Genomic DNA, 21,685 nt, shown 5'->3' with positions numbered 1-21,685 from the left:
AGGCCGGTGTCCATGGCGAAGCGGGCAACCATCGGCGACGTGGCCGCGTACGCGGGCGTCTCCACGGCCACGGTCTCCCGGGTCCTCAACGGTGGCGCCGTCGCCGAGACGACGGCCAGCAGGGTACGGGAGGCGGTCGCCCGGCTCGCGTACACCCCGAACGCGCTCACCAGGAGCATCTTCGCCGGACGCTCCAGCACGATCGGGGTCGTCATCCGTGACCTGAGCAGCCCCTTCTATCTCGACCTGATCCGTGGCGTCGACGAGGTCGCCGCCGCCAACGACAGTCTCGTGCTGCTCAGCAACACGTTCCGGCAGGTCGACCGGGAGGTGGCCCAGGTGCGGGCGATGGACGAGCAGCGGGTACGGGGTCTGATCGTGACCACCGGCGAGACGGCCGACAGTCGTACCCGGCGGATGGCCGAGAGCGGCGCGCCGTGCGTGGTGGTCGCCCGTACCGTGCCGGATCCGCCACCCGGGGTCCACTCGGTCAGCCTGGACAACGTCGAGGCCGGTCGGCTGATGGCCACCCACCTGGCCGCGCACGGGCGGTCGTCCGTCGCGGTCGTCACCTCCGGGCGCCGGCCCTCCCAGCTCGAGCGCACGGCGGGGCTGCGGCGGGCGCTCGCCGACCTCGGCCTGCCGCTGCCCGAGGACGCGGTGACCGTCGCCGAGAGCGGGACCGAGGTGGACGATGCGGTGGGCTCGCTACTCGCGGGGGCCCGGAACCACGCCCGGCCGGTGGACGCGGTCGTCTGCACCACGGGCCGGCTCACCGTCGCGGTCCACTCGGCGCTGACCGCCCGGGGGATCGCCATTCCCGACGACATCGCCTTCCTGACCATGGACGACTTCTCCTGGGCCCCGGCGCTCGGGATCACCGTGATCGCCCAGCCCTCGTACGAGATGGGCCGGCGGGCGGCCGAACTCGTCGTCGAACGCCCCGGCGAGCCGGTCACGCTCGTCCTCGCGCCGACCCTGGTGGCCCGCACCTCGTGCGGCGAGGGCCACCGGGGAGGGTCCGGTCAGTTGAACGGGTTGTCGTAGAACGCGCCGTTGCTGACGTACCTGGCGGTCGAGCCGTCGAAGTGGATGCCCTCGATGCCGACCGTGAGGTTCTGGATCACCCCGCCGTACGCGTAGGCACCGCTGATCGTGCCGGACATGCCGTGGCCGCCGCCGCAGCTCTCCGGGCGTCGCTGGTTGTCCTGGTTCGAGAAGCTCTGGTGCGCGGCGCCGTTGACGCCGATCCTGACGGTCGGCACCACGTAGCTCGACTGGCGACACAGGACCAGCGACAACAGGTAGTGCGAGTTCCCGTCGTCGAACTGGACCGTTCCGACGACCCGGCCCACCAGGTACTGGTACCCGCCAGAGTAGCTCCGCAGTTGGAGGTCCACGGTCTGCGGTGGGCCGTAGGCCGCCTGGGCCGGCACCGCCGTCAGCGAGGTCACGAAGAGCGTCGCGGCAAGGGCGGCGAGGGTGGTGGCGAGAAGTCTGGTCAGGCGACGACGCATTGTGGTGGTGGAGGCCATCAGCGTGCTCCATTCATCGATGAGTGTGAACATCGCGGGTAGCCTCGCCGACCCTGCTGGACGCCGACTGGACGCCGACTGGACGAACTCGACGGTCACCTCGGCTGGGCCACCCCGCCCCACCCGTCGTGGTCAGCGGCGACGGAACCCCGATGACACCGGGACGTCCCGTCGGGGCGGGCAGCCGGACGCCGCCCGGCGGTGTGCAACTGTGTGGATCGATCAGGTGTGATCAAGGGGGGCGACAGGGCAAGCTGACGGGCATGACCCAACCGAGCGGACTTACCTTCGTGATTGTCGGTGCCTCGTTGGCCGGAGCGAAGGCGGCCGAGACACTTCGCGCCGAGGGCTTCGTCGGCCGGATCGTCCTGGTCGGCGAGGAGATCGAGCGACCGTACGAGCGACCGCCGCTGTCCAAGGGCTACCTGCTCGGCACGGAGCCGAGGGAGAAGGCCTTCGTACACGACGCGGACTGGTACGGGCAGCAGCGGATCGAGCTGCTGCTGGGACGCCGGGCCACCGACCTCGATCCGAGTACCCGGACGATCACCCTGGACGGCTCCGAGCCGCTGGGCTACGACAAGCTGCTGCTTGCCACCGGCTCCCGGGTCCGGACCCTCGACGTTCCCGGTGCCGACCTGCCCGGAGTCCGGTACCTGCGCAGTGTCGAGCACTCCGACGAACTCGGCGCGGCGCTCCGCTCCGGCGGGTCCGTGGTGGTCGTCGGCGCCGGCTGGATCGGTCTGGAGGTGGCCGCCGCCGCCCGTAAGCACGGCTGCCAGGTCACCGTGGTCGAGTCCGACGAGCTGCCGCTGCGCCGGGTGCTCGGCGACGAGGTGGCGGCGATCTACCGTGACCTGCACCTGGCTCACGGGGTGGACTTCCGGTTCGGCACCGGGATACGCGAGTTCGGTGCGCAGGGCGGCCGACTGACCGGCGCGGTGCTCGACGACGGCACGGAACTTCCCGCCGATCTGGTGCTGGTCGGGGTGGGCATTCGCCCCGCCACCGAGCTGGCCGAGGCGGCCAAGCTGGAGGTCGACGACGGGATCGTCACCGACGCCGCCCTGCGGACCGCCGACCCCGACATCTACGCCTGTGGAGACGTCGCCGCCGCCTACCACCCGCTGCTCGGGACCCGGCTGAGGGTCGAGCACTGGTCGAACGCCCGCAACGGCGGTCCGGCCGCGGCCCGGTCGATGCTCGGCCAGCCGGTCGAGTACGACCGCGTCCCGTACTTCTTCACCGACCAGTACACCGACACGCCCTCGCTCGGGATGGAGTACCGGGGCCACGTCGGGCCGGACGGCTACGACCGGGTCGTGTTCCGGGGTGATCCCGCGATCCGTCCGACGGCCGATCCGGAGTTCGTCGCGTTCTGGCTGCGTGCCGGCCGGGTGCTGGCGGCGATGAACGTCAACCGTTGGGACGACGGCGAGCCGTTGGAGGCGCTGGTCCGGGCCGGCCACCAGGGCCGGTCCGTCGATCCGGACCGGCTGGCCGACCCCGAGGTGCCGTTGGCCGACCTGCTGGGCTGATCCGGTCATCGGAACCGCCCGCGTCCACTCCGGCACAAACACCCCACGGGCGAGCAGGATCGGCCACCGGCGATTGGCCGATCCTGCCGCACGTCCCGGTTCGAGATGGAAGCCTCCTTGGTAGGAGGCGTTGGCTGACCGGGAGCCGTGGACAGGAACTGGAGTGGGCCGATGAACCCCAGGACATTCGTGGTCGACGGCGGTACCAGCGGGCTCGGGATGGAGGTGGCCCGGATCCTCGCGCCCGAGCACCGGGTGGTCATCCTCGGCAACGTGCCGGAGGAGGTGTCCCGGGCCCGGGACGAGTTGGGCTGCGACGGCATCGTCTGCGACGTGTCCCGTAGTGAGCAGGTCCGGGACACCCTGGCCGAGGTCGTCGTCCGGTACGGGCCGATCGACGGCCTGGCCCACTGTGCCGCGATGTGGGCCGGCGGGAAGCTGGAGGACCTCTCCCCGGAGACGATCCGCGCGGCGGTCGAGGTGAACGTCCTCGGCACCGCGTTCCTGCTCCACGAGGCGCTGATCCGGCTGCGGGAACAGGGGTACGGCAACATCGTCTACGTCAGCGCGCTGGCGACCGAGGTACCCCGGCCCGGCATCCCGCTCTACCGGGCCACGAAGAGCTTCGGCACCAGCCTCGTCGAGTCGTTGGCCGAGGCGCAGGGGACGAACAGCATCAAGGTGATGGAGATCCATCCCGGGCCGATGCACACCAGGCTCCAGGAGCGGGTCGGTGCCGACTTCCTCGACACGATCTTCGCGCTGCCCGAGCAGGTGGCCACCGAGGTGGTCCGGCTGCTGCTGCTCGGCGCCGACGACCTCTACGTCTCGGGGCAGAAGGTGCTGCGCGCCGACGGACGTTGGTAACCGGCTCCGATGGTCAGCGTCGGGCCGGCATCCGCCGAGCCACCCCCCTCGGCATGGGCGCCACTGCGGGTGGCGACCTACCGCAACCTGTGGGTGGCGATGCTGGTCGCCAACATCGGCACCTGGATGCAGACCGTGGGTGCCCAGTGGCTACTGATCGACGAACGGAACGCCTCCACCCTGGTCGCCCTGGTGCAGACCGCCAGCACACTGCCGATCCTGCTGCTCGCGCTGCCCGCCGGCGCCCTGGCGGACACGCTCGACCGGCGGCGGCTGCTGATCGCCGTCCAGTTCTTCATCGTGGTGGTCGGCACGGCGCTGACGCTGCTCACCGCCACCGGGCGGATGCCCCCGGCGCTGCTGCTCACCCTGACCTTCGCCTTCGGGGTCGGCCAGGCGCTCACCCTGCCGGCCTGGGCCGCGGTCATTCCCGACCTGGTGCCGCGCACCCTGTTGCAGTCCGCCTCCGGGCTCGGCTCGATCAGCGTCAACGTGGCCCGCTCGGTCGGCCCGGCGATCGCCGGCCTGCTGATCGCCTGGACCGGCGTACCACTGGTCTTCGCGCTCAACACCGTCGCCTTCCTGTTCTTCGCGCTCGTCCTGATCCGCTGGCGGCCCGGTACCTCGCGTTCGGTCGAGGTGCCGGAGCGGTTCACCGCCGCGCTGCGGGCCGGCGGCCGGTACGTCCGGCACTCGCCGATCGTGCAGCGGCTACTGCTCCGGGCCCTGCTCTTCCTGATCCCCGGCAGTGCGTTGTGGGCCCTGCTGCCGCTGGTCGCCAGCCGGCAACTCGGGCTCTCCTCCGGTGGGTACGGCGTACTGCTGGCCGCCCTCGGCGCAGGTGCCGTGCTGGGCGGGCTGGTGCTGCCCTGGGTACGGTCCCGGCTCTCGCCGAACCAGTTCCTGCTGATCGCCGGAATGGCGTACGGGCTGGCCATGCTCGTGGTGGCGCTGGTCAAGATCGAGGCGGTGGTGCTGATCGCGCTGGTGCCGGCCGGCCTGGCGTGGGTGACGGTGCTGTCCAACGTCAACGCCGAGATCCAACTCTTCCTCCCCGGCTGGGTACGCGCCCGCGGGCTGGCCGTCTACCAGGTGGCGTTCGCCGGTGGGCAGGCGATCGGCGCGTTGGCCTGGGGCATCGTCGCTGACGCGTCGAGCCTGGTCGTCGCCCATCTGGCCGCCGCCGCGCTGATGATCCTCGGCGGGCTGACCGTGCGGATGTGGCCGCTGCCGGACCTGCGGGCGGTCGAGCGGGACCCGGCGACGCACTGGCCGGATCTCGACCTGGTGCACGAGCCGGACCCGAGCGTCGGACCGGTGATGGTCATCCTGACCTACACCGTCCGGGAGGAGAACCGGGAGCGGTTCGTGACGGCCATGGAGGAGGTCCGGGCCGCCCGGCAGCGCACCGGGGCGATGCGCTGGGGCCTGTTCCGGGAGGGCGAGTCGGCGGATCTCTTCGTCGAGGTCTACGAACTGGCCTCCTGGGACGAGCACCTGCGGCAGCACGGCGGCCGGTTGACCAAGGCGGACCAGGCGGCCGAGTTGCGGGCGCTGGAACACGCCGACGGGATACCGCAGGTGAGCCACCTGCTGCCGGCCCAGGCCAACCCGTAGCCCGAGGTCGGGACCGACTATCCGGTCGGGTGGGCACCGATCGGCTCGCGGACCAGCGCCCCGTCGAGGTAGCAGTACCGCCAGTCCTCGCCTGGTTCGAGCGACCGGATCAGCGGGTGCCCGGTCTCCTCGAAGTGCGCCGTCGCGTGTTTGTTGGCCGAGTCGTCGCAGCAGCCGACGGCGCCGCAGGTCAGGCAGAGGCGGAGGTGTTCCCAGCCGTCGCCGGCCTCCACACACTGGAAGCAGGACTCGGCATCGGTCTCGGTGATGTGTATCCGGTCGGTGTGCGAGCAGGCGGTGCTCATCGTCTCCTCGCGGACGTACCGCCAGCGTGACCGGAGGAACTGGTCCGGGATCACCCGGGCGAGGTAGCGGGACTGGGCCGCGAGCATCGGGCTGAGGACCGCCAGGATCAGCACGTACAGCGCGACGAACGGCCCGATCCGGGGGTTCAGCCCGGCGGCCAGCGCCAGGGTGGCCAGGATCAGCGAGAACTCGCCCCGGCCGAGCACGGTCAGCCCGACGTTGCTCGCGCCCCGCTGGTTGAATCCGAAGAGGGAGCCGGTGATGAGCCCGGAACCGATGTTCGCGACGATGGTGATCAGCACGGCGATGGCCACCGGCCCCGCCACCGAGCCGAACGCGCCGACGTCGATGCTGAGTCCGAAGGCCACGAAGAAGATCGCGGCGAAGACGTCCCGGAGCGGAAGTACCAGCCGTTCCACCCGTTCCCGTACGGCGGTCCGGGCGACGACGAGCCCGATCATCAGTGCCCCGATCGCGTCGGAGACGCCGACCTCGGCCGACAGCCCGGCCACCAGCACCACCAGGCCGACCATCCCGATGACGAGCAGTTCGTCCTCGTGGCTGCCGATCAGCCAGCCGACGGCCCGGGCACCCCACTTGGCGACGACCACCAGCAACAGCAGGTATCCGAAGCTCATCCCGATGTGCATCGCGATCTCGGCCGGCGAACTGGCGCCGGCCAGGATCGGGGAGAGCAGGGCCAGGTAGAAGGCGAGGAACAGGTCCTCGATCACGATGATGCCGAGGATGATCGGGGTTTCGGCGTTGGCCAGCCGGCGCAGTTCGATGAGCAGCTTGGTGGCGATCGCCGACGACGAGATGCCGAGCGCGCCGGCGATCACGAAGGCCTCCGAGGTGCCCCAGCCCAGGCTGAACCCGAAGGCCAGGCCGGCGCCGACGTTCAGGCCGATGGAGCAGCCCGCGGCGATGAAGAGCCGCTTCCCGCTGCCGAACACCTGCTGGACCGGGAACTCGACCCCGAGGTTGAACAGCAGCAGCACCAGTCCGATGGCGGCCAGCAGGGCCAGGTCCTCGGGGTGTTCGATCAGCACCGGACCGGGGGTGGCCGGCCCGAGCACGATCCCGGTCAGCATGTAGAACGGGATACTGGGCAGGCCCACTCGGCGCCCCGCACGGGCCACGAGGCCCGCGATCAGGACTATGGCGCCGAACCCGATCAGATCAGCGTGCATCACGTCTCCCACCAGGTGTCGTGCCGGCGGAGCCGGTGGTGTCAGGCGAAGAAGGTACCGGAGAGCACGGCGCCGACCTTGCGGGACTGCTCCTCGCTCAGTTCGATGACCGCCGTCGGTTCGTCGGACCGGGCGGTGAAGACGTACAGGTCGCGGGTGCCGTCGCGGCGTACCACCACCGAGACCCGGTCGCCGCCGTGCCCGAGATCGATGTCGTACCGCTTGCCGATGCCCGGCAGCTCCTGCACGTGTACGCCCTGGCCCATGACCCTCTCCCCAGTGAAATGACAGTTTCACGGACGAACCGACCGTTGCGACCGATCGGCGTCGGCGGTTCGTGGCAGTCAGCCTACGTCGCCGACCAACTGAAAAGCGGGCCCCGGTCGCCGAATCGAGGTGACTTAGGCTAGCCTAATCTAATGGCGGATGGTAGGAACGGGACCGGGGTCAGGTACGCCACCGTGCTGCGTAAGCGGTGGCTCACCCCGCACATGATCCGGGTGGTGCTCGGCGGGGACGGGTTGGCCGGCTTCACCGCGGACGCGTACGCCGACCACTACGTGAAGTTGATCTTCCCGCCGGCCGGCGTCGACTATCCGGTGCCGGTCGACCTCGACCTGATCCGTCGCGAGCTGCCGCGCGACCAGTGGCCACGGATGCGGACGTACACCGTCCGGGCCTGGGACGCGGCGGCCGGCGAGTTGACAATCGACTTCGTGTACCACGGCGACGAGGGGCTGGCCGGGCCCTGGGCCGCCCGGACCCGCCCCGGCGACCAGGTGCTGTTCCGGGGCCCCGGCGGCGGATACTCCCCGAACCCGGCCGCCGACTGGCACCTGCTGGTGGGTGACGAGAGCGCCCTGCCGGCGATCGGCGCGGCACTGGAGCGGCTGCCGCACGGCGCTCCGGCGCGGGTCTTCGTCGAGGTCGCGGGGCCGGCGGAGCAGCAGCAGTTGGACACCGCCGGAGCCGCCGAGATCGTCTGGGTGCACCGGAACGGTCGGGTCGTCGGCGAGGCGCTGGTCGAGGCGGTACGGGCGCTGACCTTCCCGCCCGGCGCCGTGCACGCCTTCGTGCACGGGGAGGCGAACTTCGTCCGGGAGTTGCGCCGGATGCTCCGGGTGGAACTCCAGGTGCCGCAGGATCAGCTCTCCATCTCCGGCTACTGGCGTCGGGGCGACGACGACGAGAGCTGGCGCTCGTCCAAGGCCGAGTGGAACCGGATCGTCGAGGCGGAGGAGACGGCGGCGGCGGTCCGCTGAATCGAGCCGCGGCACCCGGTGCGGGAACCCGGGCCCGCCGGCACACCCCCTTCGCCGAGGAGATCAGTCCGGCAGGGCAGGATGTACGCCGGAGGGGGTGGCGGATGGCTGGTCGGATCCGGGACGAGGACATCACGGTGGTGCGGGAGCGCACCTCGATCGCCGACATCATCTCCGAGACCGTCACGCTCAGGTCCGCCGGCGGGGGCAACCTCAAGGGGCTGTGCCCGTTCCACGACGAGAAGACCCCGTCGTTCACGGTGGCGCCCGCCCGAAATGTCTATTTTTGTCATGGGTGTGGAGCCGGCGGCGACGCGATCAAGTTCCTGATGGACGCCGAGCACCTGAGCTTCGTCGAGTCGGTCGAACGGCTCGCCGACCGGGCCAACATCCAGCTCCGGTACCTCGAGGCCGGACCGGCGCCGATCCGCCCGCAGCAGGGGCAGAGGCAGCGCCTGGTCGCCGCGCACGCCGCCGCCGCCGAGTTCTACGCCGGCCAGCTCGGCACCGCCGGAGCCCGCCCGGCCCGGGAGTTCCTGGCCCAGCGCGGCTTCGACCGGACGGCCGCCCAGACCTACGGCTGCGGGTTCGCCCCCGACGCGTGGGACCCGCTCACCAAACACCTGCGGCAGAAGGGTTTCACCGGACCGGAACTGGTCACCGCCGGCCTGTCCCGGGAGGCTCGGTCCGGCTCGCTCATCGACCGGTTCCGGCGCCGGCTGCTCTGGCCGATCAAGGACCTGACCGGCGACGTGATCGGGTTCGGGGCGCGCAAGCTGTTCGCCGACGACGACGGCCCGAAGTACCTGAACACCCCCGAGACGCCGATCTACAAGAAGTCGCACGTGCTCTACGGCATCTCGCAGGCCAAGCGGGAGATCGCCCGGCAGGGACGAGCGGTGATCGTCGAGGGCTACACGGACGTGATGGCATGCCATCTGGCCGGCGTACCGACGGCGGTGGCGACCTGTGGCACGGCGTTCGGCGCCGACCACATCACCGTGCTGCGCCGGCTGCTGATGGACACCGACGCGGTGGCCGGCGAGATCATCTTCACCTTCGACGGGGACGCCGCCGGGCAGAAGGCGGCGCTGCGGGCCTTCGAGGACGACCAGCGGTTCGTCGGGCGTACCTTTATCGCGATCAGCCCGGACAACATGGACCCGTGCGACCTTCGACTGGCAAAGGGCGACCTCGCGGTGCGTGACCTGGTCGCCCGGCGGGAGCCGCTTGTCGACTTCGCGCTCCGCCACGTGCTGGGCCGGTACGACCTGGACACCGTCGACGGCCGGGTGGAGGCGATGCGCCGGGCGGCACCGCTGGTGGCCAAGCTCAAGGACCGGGAGAAGCGCCCCGAGTACGTCCGCAAGCTGGCCGGCGATCTCGGCATGGAGATCGAACCGGTGCAGCGTGCGGTGCTGAACGCCGCCGCGCAGCCCGGGACCGGAACGAACCGCCGGCCGGGTGCTCCCGAACCCGCCCCGGCCGGCCGGCGCGTGCCGGTGGTGGACAACCCGCAGTCGATGGTGGAGCGGGAGGCGCTGAAGCTCGCCCTCCAGGTGCCGGTGCTGGCCGGGCCGATGTTCGACGCGCTCGCGCCGGAGTCGTACCTGAACCCCGTACACCAGGCGGTCCGGGCGGCGATCGAGGCGGCCGGTGGCGCGGCCTCGGCGACCGCGGGCGCGGTCTGGATCGAACGGGTCCGGGACGCCTGCGGCGACCTCGGCGCCGCGGCGCTCGTCGGCGAACTCGCCGTCGAACCGCTGCGGATCGACGCCGAGCCCGATCCGCGGTACGTCTCGATCACGCTGGCCCGGCTGGAGTGGGGTGCGGTCACCACCCGGATCCGGGACCTGAAGTCGAAGGTCCAGCGGGTCAATCCGGCGGCCAACAAGGACGAGTACTTCACGCTCTTCGGGGAGTTGCTCTCGCTGGAGCAGCACGCCCGAGCCCTGCGTGAGCAGGCGATGGGGGGCCTGTAGCCATGGCACTGTTCAACCTGTTCTCCCGGGGGAGGCGGCTGCCGACCGACCGCCGTCCGGCGGCGCTGGACCGGGACGAGCGGGTACTCGACTGGGCGAAGGTGGCCGACGGCGACGAGATCGTGGTGGTCACCGACCGGGGGCTGTGGCTGCCGGGCGATGCCGCACGGATCGGTTGGCACGACATCCACAAGGCGGTCTGGTCGGGTCGGGATCTGGCGGTCACCTCCGCCGACCTGGTGCAGGAGCGGGCCGACTACCGGGTGGTCGCCGACGGCCCGGTCCGGACCTACCTGCTCGTCGACCCGGGCGACGTGCCGAACCAGGTACGGGCCCGGGTGACCCGCTCGGTCGCCTACACCGCCCATCACCGGCTGGAGGGTGGCGGTCTCCGGATCGCGGCCCGTCGGGTACGCGGCGTCGACGGCCTGACCTGGACCGTCCGGTACGACCCCGGCACGCCGAGCGGCGACGACGCGGTGGTCGAGCAGACCGACAGCCTCGTTGCGGCGGCCCGCTCGGGTACCGATCCCGACCTGTGATCCCGGCGGCCTGACCCCCACCTCCGGGGGCGGAAACTCGGTGGACGTGTCGGACCAGGCGGTTAGGGTCGACGCCGTGGCGAGCGACACTGTTCTCATCCAGGCCCGAGGGTTGGTCAAACGGTTCGGAGACTTCACCGCCGTCGATGGGATCGACGTCGACGTGCGGGCCGGAGAGGCGTTCGGCTTTCTCGGGCCCAACGGCGCGGGCAAGAGTTCGACGATGCGGATGATCGGCTGTGTCTCGCCGCCGACCGGTGGCGAGTTACAGATCATGGGCATGGATCCCCGCCGGGACGGTCCGGCGATCCGGGCCCGGCTCGGGGTCTGTCCGCAGTCGGACAACCTCGATCCCGAGCTGACCGTCCAGGAGAACCTGACGACGTACGCGCGCTACTTCGGCATCCCGCGCCGGGTGGCCCGGGAACGGGCCGCCGAGTTGCTGAACTTCGTGCAGCTCGCCGAGCGGGCCGGCAGCAGGGTGGAGCCGCTCTCCGGCGGCATGAAGCGCCGGGTGACCATCGCCCGCGCGCTGGTCAACGAGCCCGACATCGTGCTGCTCGACGAGCCGACCACCGGGTTGGACCCGCAGGCCCGACATCTGGTCTGGGAGCGCCTGTTCCGGCTCAAGCAGCAGGGCGTCACGCTGGTGCTGACCACCCACTACATGGACGAGGCCGAGCAACTCTGCGATCGGCTGGTGGTGATGGACGGCGGTCGGATCGTGGCGGAGGGGGCACCCCGGACCCTGATCGAGCGGTACTCCACCCGTGAGGTGGTCGAACTGCGCTTCGCCGCCGACAACCAGGAGGACTTCGCCGGCAAGTTGGTCGGTCTCGGCGAGCGGATCGAGGTGCTGCCGGACCGGGTTCTGCTCTACGTCGGCGACGGCGACGCGGCGGTGTCCGCCGTGCACGCCCGGGCGTTGACCCCGGCCAGCGTGCTGGTCCGGCGGAGCAGCCTGGAGGACGTCTTCCTGCACCTCACCGGCCGGACGTTGGTGGACTGACATGTCGCTCGCGGACGCCGTGGCGCCGCCCCGTCCGAAGACCGGGCTGGTGGGCCGGTTTCCCGTCCTGGCGGTGCTGGAGTACCACCTCGTCGCGTACCGCCGCACCTGGCGGTCCGGCGCGTTCTCGTCGTTCCTGCTGCCGTTGCTCACGGTGGTCGGCTTCGGAGTGGGCGTGGGCGCCTACGTCGACGCCGGGGTGGGTGGCGTCCCCTACCTCGACTTCATCGTGCCGGGGCTGATCGCCTCGACCGCGTTGCAGATCGCGGTGGGCGAGTCGACCTGGCCGGTGCTCAGGAACTTCGAGTGGGTCAAGATCTACTTCGGCCAGGCGGCGACGCCGTTGCGGGCGGCCGACATCGTCGGCGGCCACCTCGCCTTCGTGCTGTTCCGGGTGCTCACCAGCAGCCTGGCGTTCCTCCTCGTCGCCGGGCTGTTCGGGACGCTGCACTCGGCCTGGGCGTTGGCCACGCCGCTGCTGGTGCTGCTGATCGCGATCTCGGTGGCGGCGCCGGTCTTCGCGTTCAGCTCGGCGGTCCGCAGCGACAACTACGTCGCGATGCTGTTCCGGTTCGCGGTCATTCCGATGACGCTCTTCGCCGGGGTCTTCTTTCCGGTCGAGTCGCTGCCGGTGGTGCTGCGCTGGCTGGCGTACGTGTCGCCGCTGTGGCACGGCGTCGACCTGTGCCGGGCCGCCACCCTCGGCCTCGCACCCGCCTGGTCGGTTCCCGGTCACCTGCTCTACCTCGCGGCGTGGGGCTTCGTCGGCTGGCTGCTGGCCCGGTCGCAGTTCCGTCGCCGGTTGGTGATCTGACCGCCCGGAGAGTCGCCGGCCCCGGCCCGGAGCGTGGCCAGCCCCGCCCGGAAGTCGTTCCGCCGCCCGTCCCAGACCGAAGGAGAGGTTCCGTGGTCAGCATCGTCCTGCCCCGACTGCTCAGTCTCGACGCGGCGGCCCGCCGCTCCGTCTCGGTGGCCGGGCGGAACGTCGCGGCGCTGCGGTCCGCGTACTGGGTCGTGCTGATCTCGGGGTTCTTCGAGCCGCTGCTCTATCTGCTCTCGATCGGCGTCGGAGTGGGGGCACTGGTCGGCGATCTGACGCTGCCGGGCGGCGAGGTGGTCTCCTACGCGGCGTTCGTGGCGCCCGCGATGCTCGCCTCCTCGGCGATGAGCGGCGCGCTGGCCGAAACGACATTCAATTTCTTCGGCAAGATGAAGTACATGAAGCTGTACGACAGCATCCTGGCCACCCCGGTCAAGCCGTTCGAGATAGCGCTCGGTGAGCTGGGTTGGGCGATGCTGCGCGGCACCGCCTACTCGGCGGCGTTCCTGGCCATCATGGTGGCGCTGGATCTGACCAGTGCGGTCCGGGCACTGGTCGCCTTTCCGGCCGCCGTACTGGTCGGGTTCGCGTTCGGTGCGGTCGGGATGGCGCTCTCCACCTTCATGCGGAGCTGGCAGGACTTCGACCTGATGGGGTCGGCCCAGTTCACCCTGTTCCTGTTCTCCGGGACCTTCGTACCCGCCGAGGCGTACCCGTCGGTGCTGCGCTGGGTGGTCGAGGTGACCCCGCTCTACCGATCGGTCGAACTGATCCGGGGCATCTCGGTCTCCGGCGGGGGATGGAGCCAACTGGTGGACGTGCTCTATCTGATCGGGATCACGGTGCTCGGCCTGGTCGTCGCGGGCCGTCGGATGGGCCGACTGCTCTGTCAGTGAGCCGGTTGGGCCGACGGGTGCCCGGACAACGACTACCTTCGGTAGTGGGACCGTACCCGGTCGGCCGGCGACAGTCGTGCCCCGGTCGGAGTCGTCGAGGAGGCCGGGGTGAGCGAGCGGCAACGAGCCGAGCATCCGGGTCGGCTGTCCAGGGGCTCCTGGTGGCGGGTGCTGCGGCGGACCTTCCGGGAGGCCCAGGCGGACAACGTCACCGACTGGGCGGCGGCACTGACCTACTACGGGGTGTTGTCGCTCTTCCCGGCCCTGTTGGTGCTGGTCTCCGTGGTGGGCCTGCTCGGCGACTCGGCGGTACGCGGACTGCGGGACGTGGTCCGGGACGTCGTACCCGCGCAGGCCGCCCGGGACATCCTGCTCGGCGGGATCACCCAGGTCCAGGGCAGCGCCGGCATCGCCAGCCTGGTCGCCGTGCTCGGCGTTCTCGGCGCGTTCTGGACGGCGTCCGGCTACATCGGCGCCTTCGTCCGGGCCGCCAACGCGATCTACGACGTGCCGGAGGGGCGCCCGCTCGTCCGGACCCTGCTGCTGCGGGTCGGGGTCACCGCGCTGGTCGGCCTGCTGGTGCTGGTCAGCCTCGTGATCCTGGTGTTCAGCGGGCGGCTCTCCGCGCAGGTCGGCCGGCGGCTCGGCATCGGTTCGGCGGGGGTGACGGCCTGGGACATCGGCAAGTGGCCGGTACTGCTGCTGTTGGTCAGCCTGACGTTCGCGGTCCTCTACTGGGCGACGCCCAACGCGCGGCAGAGCTTCCGGTGGATCAGCCCGGGAGGGATCTTCGCCGTGCTGGTGTGGGCGGTGGCCTCCGCCGGCTTCGCGCTCTACGCGGCCAACTTCGCCTCGTACAACAAAGCGTACGGCTCGCTGGCCGGCGTGGTCGTGTTCCTCGTCTGGCTGTGGTTGTCCAACCTGGCCATCCTGCTCGGCGCGGAGTTGAGCGCGGAACTGGAGCGGGAGCGGACGATCCAGCTCGGCGGCCCGACGGATCGAGAGCCATTTGTCCCGCTTCGCGATGACCGCAAGCTCCGTAAACCTGGTCACGACGAGTGACCAGGTCCTTTCCTAGATCAACAGCTAACTTTCGTCCGTCAGGACAAAAGTTAGCGTCAGATGGCCTGAAGCTCTAGACATCGACTCCGGAACGCTCCTACTGTGTCGAGCACAACGCCCCTGCGTTGCATCGAGATGAACGTGAGCCTGACGGAGGTGACTCTCTGTGCGCACCCCCGAGGCACTGCACCTCCGACTGCTGCGGCTGTTGCGCGACGAGGGCGCGGTATCCAGGGCCGAACTCGCCGACCGCCTCCAGATCCCCCGGCCCCGCCTGATCGCCGAACTCGAGCGACTGGTCGGCCTCGGTTACGTCGCGGAGGCGGGACTGGCCGCATCCCGGGGCGGGCGGCGTTCCACGCTCGTCGAACTCAGCCCGGACCTGCGGTTCGCCGCCGTCGACCTGGGCGCCAGCTCGATCGACGTCGAGGTGGTCGACGGCCGGCTGGAACCGATCGCGCACTACGCCGAGACGGCCGACATCCGCTCCGGCCCGAAGGCCATCCTGCAACGCGTCAACGAACTGCTGCACAAGGCCAGGGTCGACGGGGCGTACGAGCGGCTGCACGCCGTCGGGATCGGCGTACCGGGGCCGGTGAGCTTCCGGGACGGCGTACCGGTCTCACCCCCGATCATGCCCGGCTGGGACCGCTTCCCGGTCCGCGAACTGCTGACCCGGGAGCACGGTTGCCCGGCGGTGGTGGACAACGACGTCAACATCATGGCCATCGGCGAGCGGCACGGCGGGGTGGCGCACTCGGTGGACGACTTCCTGTTCGTCAAGATCGGTACCGGCATCGGTTGCGGGATCTACCTCTCCGGTGAGGTCTACCGGGGTACGGACGGCTGCGCCGGCGACATCGGGCACATCCAGGTCGACGCGCACGGTCCGATGTGCTCATGCGGCAACGTCGGCTGCCTGGAAGCCCTGTTCAGCGGCGCCGCGCTGGCCAAGGAGGCCGGCGTGGCAGCCCGGAGCGGGTCCTCACCGGCCCTCGCCGAGCGGCTGGCCGCCACCGGCTCGGTCAGCGCGCTCGACGTCGCCGAGGGTGCGATCGAGGGCGACGTGACCTGCATCCGACTGATCCGCGACGGCGGACGCCGGGTCGGCGGCGTGCTCGCCGGCCTGGTCAGCTTCGCCAACCCCTCGATGATCGTCATCGGCGGCGGGCTGGCCCAGCTCGGCCACATCCTGCTCGCCGAGATCCGCAGTGTCGTCTACCGGCGCTCGCTGCCGCTGGCCACCGGCAATCTTCCGGTGGTCCTTTCCGAGCTCGGCCCGCGTGCCGGGGTCACCGGCGCGGCCGTGCTCGCCACCGACGTCGCATTCGCGGAGGCGTCATGACCCGAGTGGGGCGGGCGGACGTCATTACCGAGCGCAGCGAGGAGAGGCCATGACCGAGAACAGCGGGGAACAGACCTCGACCACCGCCGGGGAACCGACGGAGCCGCAGCCGTTGCTGGCCGCACCCGCCGACACGGTGCCGGGCGAGGTCGTACTGCGCCTCACCGACGTGGTGAAGACCTTCCCCGGCGTACGGGCCCTGGACGGCGTGCAGTTGGAGGTACGGGCCGGCGAGGTGCACTGCCTGCTCGGGCAGAACGGCGCCGGCAAGTCGACGCTGATCAAGGTGCTCTCCGGCGCCCACCAGCCCGACTCGGGACAGGTGGAATGGCTCGGCGAGCCGACCACCTTCGCCAACCCGCAGGCCGCGATGAAGGCCGGCATCGCCACCATCTACCAGGAACTCGACCTGGTCGACGACCTGTCGGTGGCGGAGAACGCCTTCCTCGGCCACGAGCCGCGCACGCTCGGATTCGTCCGCCGGGGATACATGGCCCGCCGGACCCGGGAGATCCTCGGCCGGCTCGGGCACGCGGAGATCCCGCCCCGCCGGATGGTGCGCTCGCTGCCGGCCGCCGGCAAGCAGGTCGTCAGCATGGCGCGGGCACTCTCACACGACGCACGGCTGATCATCATGGACGAGCCGAGTGCGGTGCTGGCGCACGACGAGGTCGGCAACCTGTTCCGGATCATCCGGGAGCTGACCGCCCAGGGGATCGCGGTCATCTACATCTCGCACCGGATGGAGGAGATCCGCGAGATCGGCGACCGGGTCACCGTACTCAAGGACGGTCGCACCACCGCCGCGGACCTGCCGGCCCGGACGACCCCGACCCGCGACCTGGTGAGCCGGATGACCGGCCGGACCATCGAGTACGTCTTCCCGGACCGCCCGACCGCCGAGCCCGAGCACTCCGAACTCCTCCGGGTACGCGAGCTGAGCCGTGAGGGCGAGTTCGCCGACGTCTCCCTGACCGTGCACAGTGGTGAGATCGTCGGCATCGCCGGCCTGGTCGGTTCGGGCCGCTCCGAGTTGCTGGAAACCATCTTCGGCGCGCGTCGGGCGGAAGCCGGCACGGTGTCGATGGCCGGACGCACGCTGCGTCCCGGCAGCGTCGGTGCCGCCGTCCGAGCCGGCCTGGGCATGGCACCCGAGGAGCGCAAGAGCCAGGCCCTGCTGCTCGGTGAGCCCATCTACCGCAACGTCACGCTGGCCACCTTCAGCCGCTGGGCGCGGCTCGGGTTCACCAACGCGGGGCGGGAACGGAGCGAGGCGGAGGCGGTTGCCGACCGGCTGGACCTGCGCCCCCGGGACGTACGTCGTCCGGTGCGGACCCTGTCCGGCGGCAACCAGCAGAAGGTCGTGGTCGGCCGCTGGCTGCTCGGAGACACGAAACTGCTACTGCTCGACGAGCCGACCCGAGGCGTCGACGTCGGCGCCCGGGCGGAGCTGTACCAGGTGATCCGGGCGCTGGCCGCCCAGGGCGTCGGCGTACTGCTGGTCTCCAGTGAGGTGCCCGAGGTGCTGGGCCTGGCCGACCGCGTACTGGTGATGCGGGAGGGCCGGGTGGTCCGCGAGGCCCCGGCCGGAGAACTCGACGAAGACACCGTGCTCGACCTCGTGATGGCGGGGTCGCTGATGGAGGGGGCGCCAGCATGAGCGAGCTGAGCGAGGCGTCGGCATGAGGGAACGAAGTGAGCGAATCATCAGGCTCAGTGCATCTGGTGCCTCGTGGCGGTGGCGAGCGGAGCGAGGCACCGGCACGAGTGAACATACAGCGGAGTGGAGGTCGGCATGAGTGAACGTACCGAAACCGCCGTGCCGGCCGGTACGGCGCCGTCGGAGGGCCTGCCGGCGCAGTCGTCCCCGGTGTCGCCCGCACCGGCCGGTGCCGGGCACGGCGACCCGGGCGTCGGCAAGACGTCCGGCCCGGGTGGTCTGTGGAGCGGCGACGCGGCCGAGTCGATCCGGCGCAACCTGGGCCTGGTCGGGGTGCTGGTGGCGCTGATCGTCATCGGCGTGATCACCCGACCCGACCTGTACGGCAACATGAACTGGGTCGGCGACAACATCATGTCGATCCTCACCCTGGCGTCGGTGGTCGGCGTGGTGACGGTCGGGATGACCTTTGTGATCATCGGCGGTGGCATCGACCTCTCGGTGGGTGCGATCGTCGCGATCGCCGGGGTCTGGTCCACCACGGTCGCCACCCAGAAATTCGGCGCGGCTGGAATGATCTTCACTGCGGTGGTGGTCGCGACCTGTGTCGGCCTGATCAACGGCCTGCTGATCTCCTACGGCCGGCTGGTGCCGTTCATCGCCACCCTGGCGATGCTGGTCGCCGCCCGCGGCCTGGCCGCCGAGATCTCCGACAAGCAGACCCAGGTCTCCGGGAACGAGACCATCAACAGCATCGCGAGCAACCGGATCCTCGGCATCCCGCTGCTGGTCTACATCCTCGCCGCGGTCGTCGCCGCCGGCTGGGTGCTGCTCAACCGCACCACGTTCGGGCGGCGCACGGTCGCGGTCGGCGGCAACCCGGAGGCGGCCCGGCTGGCGGGAATCAACGTCAAGCGGCACACCCTGCTGCTCTACGCGCTCTCCGGCCTCTGCTGCGGAATCGCCGCCGTCATGCTGACCGCACAGGCCAACTCGGCCCAGGCGGCCATGGCCAACCTCTACGAACTCGACGCCATCGCCGCCGCGATCATCGGCGGAACGCTGCTCAGCGGCGGCCGGGGCACCATCATCGGCTCCCTGCTCGGCGTCATCATCTTTGCCACCATCACCAACCTGTTCGCGATCAACGGCCTCTCCACCGAGGCGCAGAACATGGTCAAGGGCGGGATCATCGTCGCCGCCGTACTGGTCCAGCAGTTCCGGTTCAAGTCCGTCACCCAACTCTTCGCCCGAAACAGGCTCACCTCCAAGAGCTGACATACCGTACGAGGTTCCCCCTGGGCGGCCTCCGTCACCGCTGGCCGGACAACCGGTAAGCGGCGGAGGAGTGATCGCCGGTTCCACCACATCCCACCCCCCACTGAAGTCGAATATCAGGAGGTCGTCATGACCCAGCACGATCCGCTCCGGCCGGTGCGTGACCTGTCGCGCCGGCGGTTGCTGCTCGGCGGGGCCGCGGTCGGCGCGGGCGCCCTGCTCACCGCCTGCACCAGCAACGAGGGCGAGCCAGAGGACAACGGCCAGGTCAAGGCCGCGGACAGCTCGGCCAACCCGAACAGCGCGCCCGGCAAGAAGGTGGTCATCGGATTCTCCTCTCCGGCGGCGGACCACGGCTGGACGGCCGCCATCACCAAGAACGCCGAGGCACAGGCGAAGCTCTACACCGACGTGGAGTTCAAGTCGGTCGCGGCCGGTGCCGACGCCGCCAGTCAGCGCGCCACCCTCTCCACGCTGGTCTCGCAGAAGCCGGACGTGATCGTCCTGCTGCCGTGGGACGGCAAGGAGCTGAACGCCTTCGGCCTGGAGGCCATGGCCGCCGGCATCCCGGTTGTCAACCTGGACCGGGCGTTCCCGGACGCGCTGGCCTACCGGCTCCAGATCAAGGGCGACAACTACGGCATGGGCGTCTCCGCCGGTCGCTACATCGGCGAGCAGATGAAGGCCAAGGGCATCGCCAACCCGATCATCGGCGAGATCGCCGGCATGGACGAGCTGGAGCTGACCCAGGAGCGGTCCGCCGGCTTCAAGGCCGAGCTGGCCACCTTCGGCTTCAAGGTGGAGAACCGGCGGGCGGCCCGGTTCACCGCGGACACCGGCCAGGCCGAGGCGTCGCAGCTGCTCCGGGCGCTGCCGAAGATGGACGCGATGTGGAACCACGACGACGACCAGGGCATCGGCGTACTCGCCGCGATCAAGCAGGCGAGCCGGTCCGACTTCATCATGGTCGGCGGCGCCGGCTCGAAGGCCGCGATCGACGCGATCGCCGCGGACAACTCGGTGCTCAAGGCGACGGTCACCTACAGCCCGTCGATGGCCTCCTCGGCGATCTCGCTGGCCCGGCTCATCGCCCAGGGCCGGGGCATGTCGGACCTGGTCGAACTGCAGGTCCCGAAGGAGATCACGTTGGCCTCCGAGACCATCACGAAAGAGAACGCGAGCACGTACAGCAAGCTCGGGTTCTGACACACCGGGGGGAGACCCACCTTGTCCACTGAAGAAAAAGAACTGCGGGTCGGCATGGTCGGCTACGCGTTCATGGGCGCCGCGCACTCACAGGCGTGGCGCACCGTGAACCGGGTGTTCGACCTGCCGGTGCGGGCCCGGATGGCCCTGATCTGTGGCCGGGACGAGTCGAAGGTCGCGGACGCGGCCGGTCGGCTCGGCTGGGACGGGCACACCACCGACTGGCGTGAGCTGATCGCCCGGGACGACATCGACATCGTCGACATCTGCACCCCCGGCGACAGCCATGCCGAGATCACGATCGCGGCGCTGGAGGCGGGCAAGCACGTACTGTGCGAGAAGCCGCTGGCCAACACGGTCGAGGAGGCTCGGGCCATGGTCGCCGCGGCGGCCAAGGCGCAGACGGTGGGCGTACGGGCCATGTGCGGGTTCAACTACCGCCGCGTCCCCGCGGTCAGCCTGATGCGGGAGCTGGTCGCGTCCGGCCGGCTCGGCGTGATCCGGCACGTCCGCGCGGTCTACCTGCAGGACTGGATCACCGATCCGCAGTTTCCGCTGGTCTGGCGACTGCAGAAGGACAAGGCGGGCTCTGGTGCGCTCGGCGACATCGGTGCGCACATCATCGACCTGACCCAGTTCGTGACCGGCCAGCGGATCACCGGGGTCAGCGCGATCACCGAGACGTTCGTCAAGGAGCGTCCACTGCCCGCCGAGTCGAGCGGACTGGCCGCCTCGGCCGACGGCGCCGCCGGTGCCGGGGCCACCGGGCAGGTCACCGTCGACGACGCGGCGGTCTTCGTGGCCCGGCTCGACGGCGGGGGACTGGCGACCTACGAGGCCACCCGGTTCGCGACCGGCCGGCGGAACGGCCTCCGGGTCGAGATCAACGGTTCGCTCGGCTCGGTGGCGTTCGACCTCGAGCGCCTCAACGAGCTGGAGTTCTACGACGCCACGAACCCCGGTGTCGAGCAGGGCTTCCGGCGGATCCTGGTCACCGAGGGCGACCACCCGTACATGTCGGCGTGGTGGCCACCGGGGCACATCATCGGCTACGAGCACTCGTTCACGCACGAGCTCCGCGACTTCCTCGCGGCGCTCGCCAGTGGATCGGATCCGACCCCCTCGTTCGCGGACGCGCTCCAGGTCCAGTTGGTCCTGGACGCCGTCGTGCGGTCGGCGGAGGTCGGCTCCTCCTGGACCGAGGTGGAGCCGGTGCCCGCGCCGGTCTCCGCGTAACACCTGACGCACCGAACCGGCGTACGCCGGCTTTCCGCCCGCCGGGCGCGGAGGCCGGCACCGCCGGGAGCAGTTGTCCATCCGTCGGGAGTGGACCGATCCAGAGCCGGGTCGGCACTTCCCGACCCGAGTCCTTTCCGGAGTGATCGGCGAGGGTCCGGTCGCGGTTGCGCCCCGCGATCGGATCGAGGTCCCTCCGGAGGGTGTACGCCCGCACGCCGGAGCCCGCTCCGGCGGGTGGTGCGTACGGCAGGTTGATGCGGCCGTCCGGTGCGGCCGGACCGGGATTCCCCGGTCGTGCCGGACGCCGGAACCCGGCGGGGACAGAACC

At 70.6% G+C, this 21,685-nt stretch carries 19 protein-coding genes; 16 read left to right on the top strand and 3 right to left on the bottom strand.

All coding sequences use genetic code 11. The annotated features are described in order from the left end of the window. Positions 1-12: 12 nt before the first annotated feature. Complete coding sequence (locus I0C86_RS22860; protein ID WP_196203326.1) at positions 13-1,047, top strand: LacI family DNA-binding transcriptional regulator; 1,035 nt, start codon at positions 13-15, stop codon at positions 1,045-1,047. Here the strand turns inward: I0C86_RS22860 and I0C86_RS22855 are convergent. Beyond that, entirely contained in the window at positions 1,026-1,568 is a 543-nt protein-coding gene (locus I0C86_RS22855) for a hypothetical protein (RefSeq protein WP_196203325.1), read from the bottom strand. The genes I0C86_RS22860 and I0C86_RS22855 overlap by 22 nt on opposite strands. 230 nt (positions 1,569-1,798) lie before the next feature. Between I0C86_RS22855 and I0C86_RS22850 the strand changes: the two genes are divergently transcribed. The 3 genes from I0C86_RS22850 (at position 1,799) to I0C86_RS22840 (ending at position 5,557) form a co-directional block, all read left to right on the top strand. Then, positions 1,799-3,073, top strand: a complete 1,275-nt coding sequence (locus I0C86_RS22850; protein ID WP_196203324.1) for an NAD(P)/FAD-dependent oxidoreductase — start codon at positions 1,799-1,801, stop codon at positions 3,071-3,073. A 171-nt stretch (positions 3,074-3,244) separates the two neighbouring features. Then, positions 3,245-3,940 (top strand): SDR family NAD(P)-dependent oxidoreductase, encoded by a 696-nt coding sequence (locus I0C86_RS22845; protein WP_196203323.1) that lies wholly within the window; start codon positions 3,245-3,247, stop codon positions 3,938-3,940. A 9-nt stretch (positions 3,941-3,949) separates the two neighbouring features. Further along, complete coding sequence (locus I0C86_RS22840) at positions 3,950-5,557, top strand: MFS transporter (protein WP_196203322.1); 1,608 nt, start codon at positions 3,950-3,952, stop codon at positions 5,555-5,557. A 17-nt stretch (positions 5,558-5,574) separates the two neighbouring features. On the opposite strand, the gene I0C86_RS22835 is transcribed toward I0C86_RS22840, so the two are convergent. Together I0C86_RS22835 and I0C86_RS22830 are read right to left on the bottom strand one after the other, a co-directional pair. Then, positions 5,575-7,056, bottom strand: a complete 1,482-nt coding sequence (locus I0C86_RS22835) for a cation:proton antiporter domain-containing protein (RefSeq protein ID WP_196203321.1) — start codon at positions 7,054-7,056, stop codon at positions 5,575-5,577. Positions 7,057-7,097: 41 nt separating this feature from the next. Then, positions 7,098-7,322 carry a potassium transporter TrkA gene (locus I0C86_RS22830; protein ID WP_196203320.1) on the bottom strand — a complete coding sequence of 75 codons (225 nt, stop codon included), beginning with the start codon at positions 7,320-7,322 and terminating at the stop codon, positions 7,098-7,100. 153 nt (positions 7,323-7,475) lie between these two features. Here I0C86_RS22830 and I0C86_RS22825 point away from each other — a divergent pair, with 153 nt between their 5' ends. The 12 genes from I0C86_RS22825 to I0C86_RS22770 all read left to right on the top strand — a co-directional run bounded on the left by I0C86_RS22825 (position 7,476) and on the right by I0C86_RS22770 (position 21,354). Then, the gene (locus I0C86_RS22825) at positions 7,476-8,318 is read left to right on the top strand and encodes a siderophore-interacting protein (protein ID WP_196203319.1); all 843 of its coding nucleotides are present in this window, start codon (positions 7,476-7,478) and stop codon (positions 8,316-8,318) included. 104 nt (positions 8,319-8,422) lie between these two features. Beyond that, a complete protein-coding gene (dnaG, locus tag I0C86_RS22820; protein WP_196203318.1) occupies positions 8,423-10,300 on the top strand; it encodes a DNA primase in 1,878 nt (625 codons plus the stop codon). A 2-nt stretch (positions 10,301-10,302) separates the two neighbouring features. Then, positions 10,303-10,842, top strand: a complete 540-nt coding sequence (locus tag I0C86_RS22815; protein WP_196203317.1) for a hypothetical protein — start codon at positions 10,303-10,305, stop codon at positions 10,840-10,842. Positions 10,843-10,918: 76 nt separating this feature from the next. Continuing rightward, entirely contained in the window at positions 10,919-11,851 is a 933-nt protein-coding gene (locus I0C86_RS22810; RefSeq protein WP_196203316.1) for an ABC transporter ATP-binding protein, read from the top strand. A 1-nt stretch (position 11,852) separates the two neighbouring features. Continuing rightward, positions 11,853-12,665 (top strand): ABC transporter permease, encoded by an 813-nt coding sequence (locus tag I0C86_RS22805; protein WP_196203315.1) that lies wholly within the window; start codon positions 11,853-11,855, stop codon positions 12,663-12,665. A gap of 92 nt (positions 12,666-12,757) precedes the next feature. Then, the gene (locus tag I0C86_RS22800) at positions 12,758-13,567 is read left to right on the top strand and encodes an ABC transporter permease (RefSeq protein ID WP_196203314.1); all 810 of its coding nucleotides are present in this window, start codon (positions 12,758-12,760) and stop codon (positions 13,565-13,567) included. Positions 13,568-13,675: 108 nt separating this feature from the next. Further along, positions 13,676-14,629 carry a YihY/virulence factor BrkB family protein gene (locus I0C86_RS22795; RefSeq protein WP_196203313.1) on the top strand — a complete coding sequence of 318 codons (954 nt, stop codon included), beginning with the start codon at positions 13,676-13,678 and terminating at the stop codon, positions 14,627-14,629. A gap of 166 nt (positions 14,630-14,795) precedes the next feature. After that, positions 14,796-15,974 (top strand): ROK family transcriptional regulator, encoded by a 1,179-nt coding sequence (locus tag I0C86_RS22790; protein WP_196203312.1) that lies wholly within the window; start codon positions 14,796-14,798, stop codon positions 15,972-15,974. A gap of 49 nt (positions 15,975-16,023) precedes the next feature. After that, positions 16,024-17,634, top strand: a complete 1,611-nt coding sequence (locus I0C86_RS22785) for a sugar ABC transporter ATP-binding protein (RefSeq protein WP_196203311.1) — start codon at positions 16,024-16,026, stop codon at positions 17,632-17,634. Positions 17,635-17,769: 135 nt separating this feature from the next. Next, positions 17,770-18,912: an ABC transporter permease gene (locus tag I0C86_RS22780; RefSeq protein ID WP_196203310.1), complete on the top strand. Its 1,143-nt coding sequence runs from the start codon at positions 17,770-17,772 to the stop codon at positions 18,910-18,912. 129 nt (positions 18,913-19,041) lie between these two features. Further along, positions 19,042-20,118, top strand: coding sequence for a substrate-binding domain-containing protein (locus I0C86_RS22775; protein WP_196203309.1), 1,077 nt, complete (start codon positions 19,042-19,044; stop codon positions 20,116-20,118). Between the two features lie 54 nt (positions 20,119-20,172). Next, the gene (locus I0C86_RS22770; RefSeq protein WP_196203332.1) at positions 20,173-21,354 is read left to right on the top strand and encodes a Gfo/Idh/MocA family protein; all 1,182 of its coding nucleotides are present in this window, start codon (positions 20,173-20,175) and stop codon (positions 21,352-21,354) included. The last annotated feature ends 331 nt before the right edge of the window (positions 21,355-21,685 follow it).

The organism is Plantactinospora alkalitolerans, from assembly GCF_015690345.1.
Taxonomy (GTDB): Bacteria; Actinomycetota; Actinomycetes; order Mycobacteriales; family Micromonosporaceae; genus Plantactinospora; species Plantactinospora alkalitolerans.
This window is presented reverse-complemented; position numbering and strand designations above follow the sequence as displayed.

What these genes read in the sequence shown, in the direction of transcription:
- I0C86_RS22860 (WP_196203326.1), top strand. Translation starts at nt 13, where the DNA reads ATGGCGAAGCGGGCAACCATCGGCGACGTGGCCGCGTACGCGGGCGTC.
- I0C86_RS22855 (WP_196203325.1), bottom strand. Translation starts at nt 1,568, where the DNA reads ATGTTCACACTCATCGATGAATGGAGCACGCTGATGGCCTCCACCACC.
- I0C86_RS22850 (WP_196203324.1), top strand. Translation starts at nt 1,799, where the DNA reads ATGACCCAACCGAGCGGACTTACCTTCGTGATTGTCGGTGCCTCGTTG.
- I0C86_RS22845 (WP_196203323.1), top strand. Translation starts at nt 3,245, where the DNA reads ATGAACCCCAGGACATTCGTGGTCGACGGCGGTACCAGCGGGCTCGGG.
- I0C86_RS22840 (WP_196203322.1), top strand. Translation starts at nt 3,950, where the DNA reads ATGGTCAGCGTCGGGCCGGCATCCGCCGAGCCACCCCCCTCGGCATGG.
- I0C86_RS22835 (WP_196203321.1), bottom strand. Translation starts at nt 7,056, where the DNA reads ATGCACGCTGATCTGATCGGGTTCGGCGCCATAGTCCTGATCGCGGGC.
- I0C86_RS22830 (WP_196203320.1), bottom strand. Translation starts at nt 7,322, where the DNA reads ATGGGCCAGGGCGTACACGTGCAGGAGCTGCCGGGCATCGGCAAGCGG.
- I0C86_RS22825 (WP_196203319.1), top strand. Translation starts at nt 7,476, where the DNA reads ATGGCGGATGGTAGGAACGGGACCGGGGTCAGGTACGCCACCGTGCTG.
- dnaG (WP_196203318.1), top strand. Translation starts at nt 8,423, where the DNA reads ATGGCTGGTCGGATCCGGGACGAGGACATCACGGTGGTGCGGGAGCGC.
- I0C86_RS22815 (WP_196203317.1), top strand. Translation starts at nt 10,303, where the DNA reads ATGGCACTGTTCAACCTGTTCTCCCGGGGGAGGCGGCTGCCGACCGAC.
- I0C86_RS22805 (WP_196203315.1), top strand. Translation starts at nt 11,853, where the DNA reads ATGTCGCTCGCGGACGCCGTGGCGCCGCCCCGTCCGAAGACCGGGCTG.
- I0C86_RS22785 (WP_196203311.1), top strand. Translation starts at nt 16,024, where the DNA reads ATGACCGAGAACAGCGGGGAACAGACCTCGACCACCGCCGGGGAACCG.
- I0C86_RS22780 (WP_196203310.1), top strand. Translation starts at nt 17,770, where the DNA reads ATGAGTGAACGTACCGAAACCGCCGTGCCGGCCGGTACGGCGCCGTCG.
- I0C86_RS22775 (WP_196203309.1), top strand. Translation starts at nt 19,042, where the DNA reads ATGACCCAGCACGATCCGCTCCGGCCGGTGCGTGACCTGTCGCGCCGG.
- I0C86_RS22770 (WP_196203332.1), top strand. Translation starts at nt 20,173, where the DNA reads ATGGTCGGCTACGCGTTCATGGGCGCCGCGCACTCACAGGCGTGGCGC.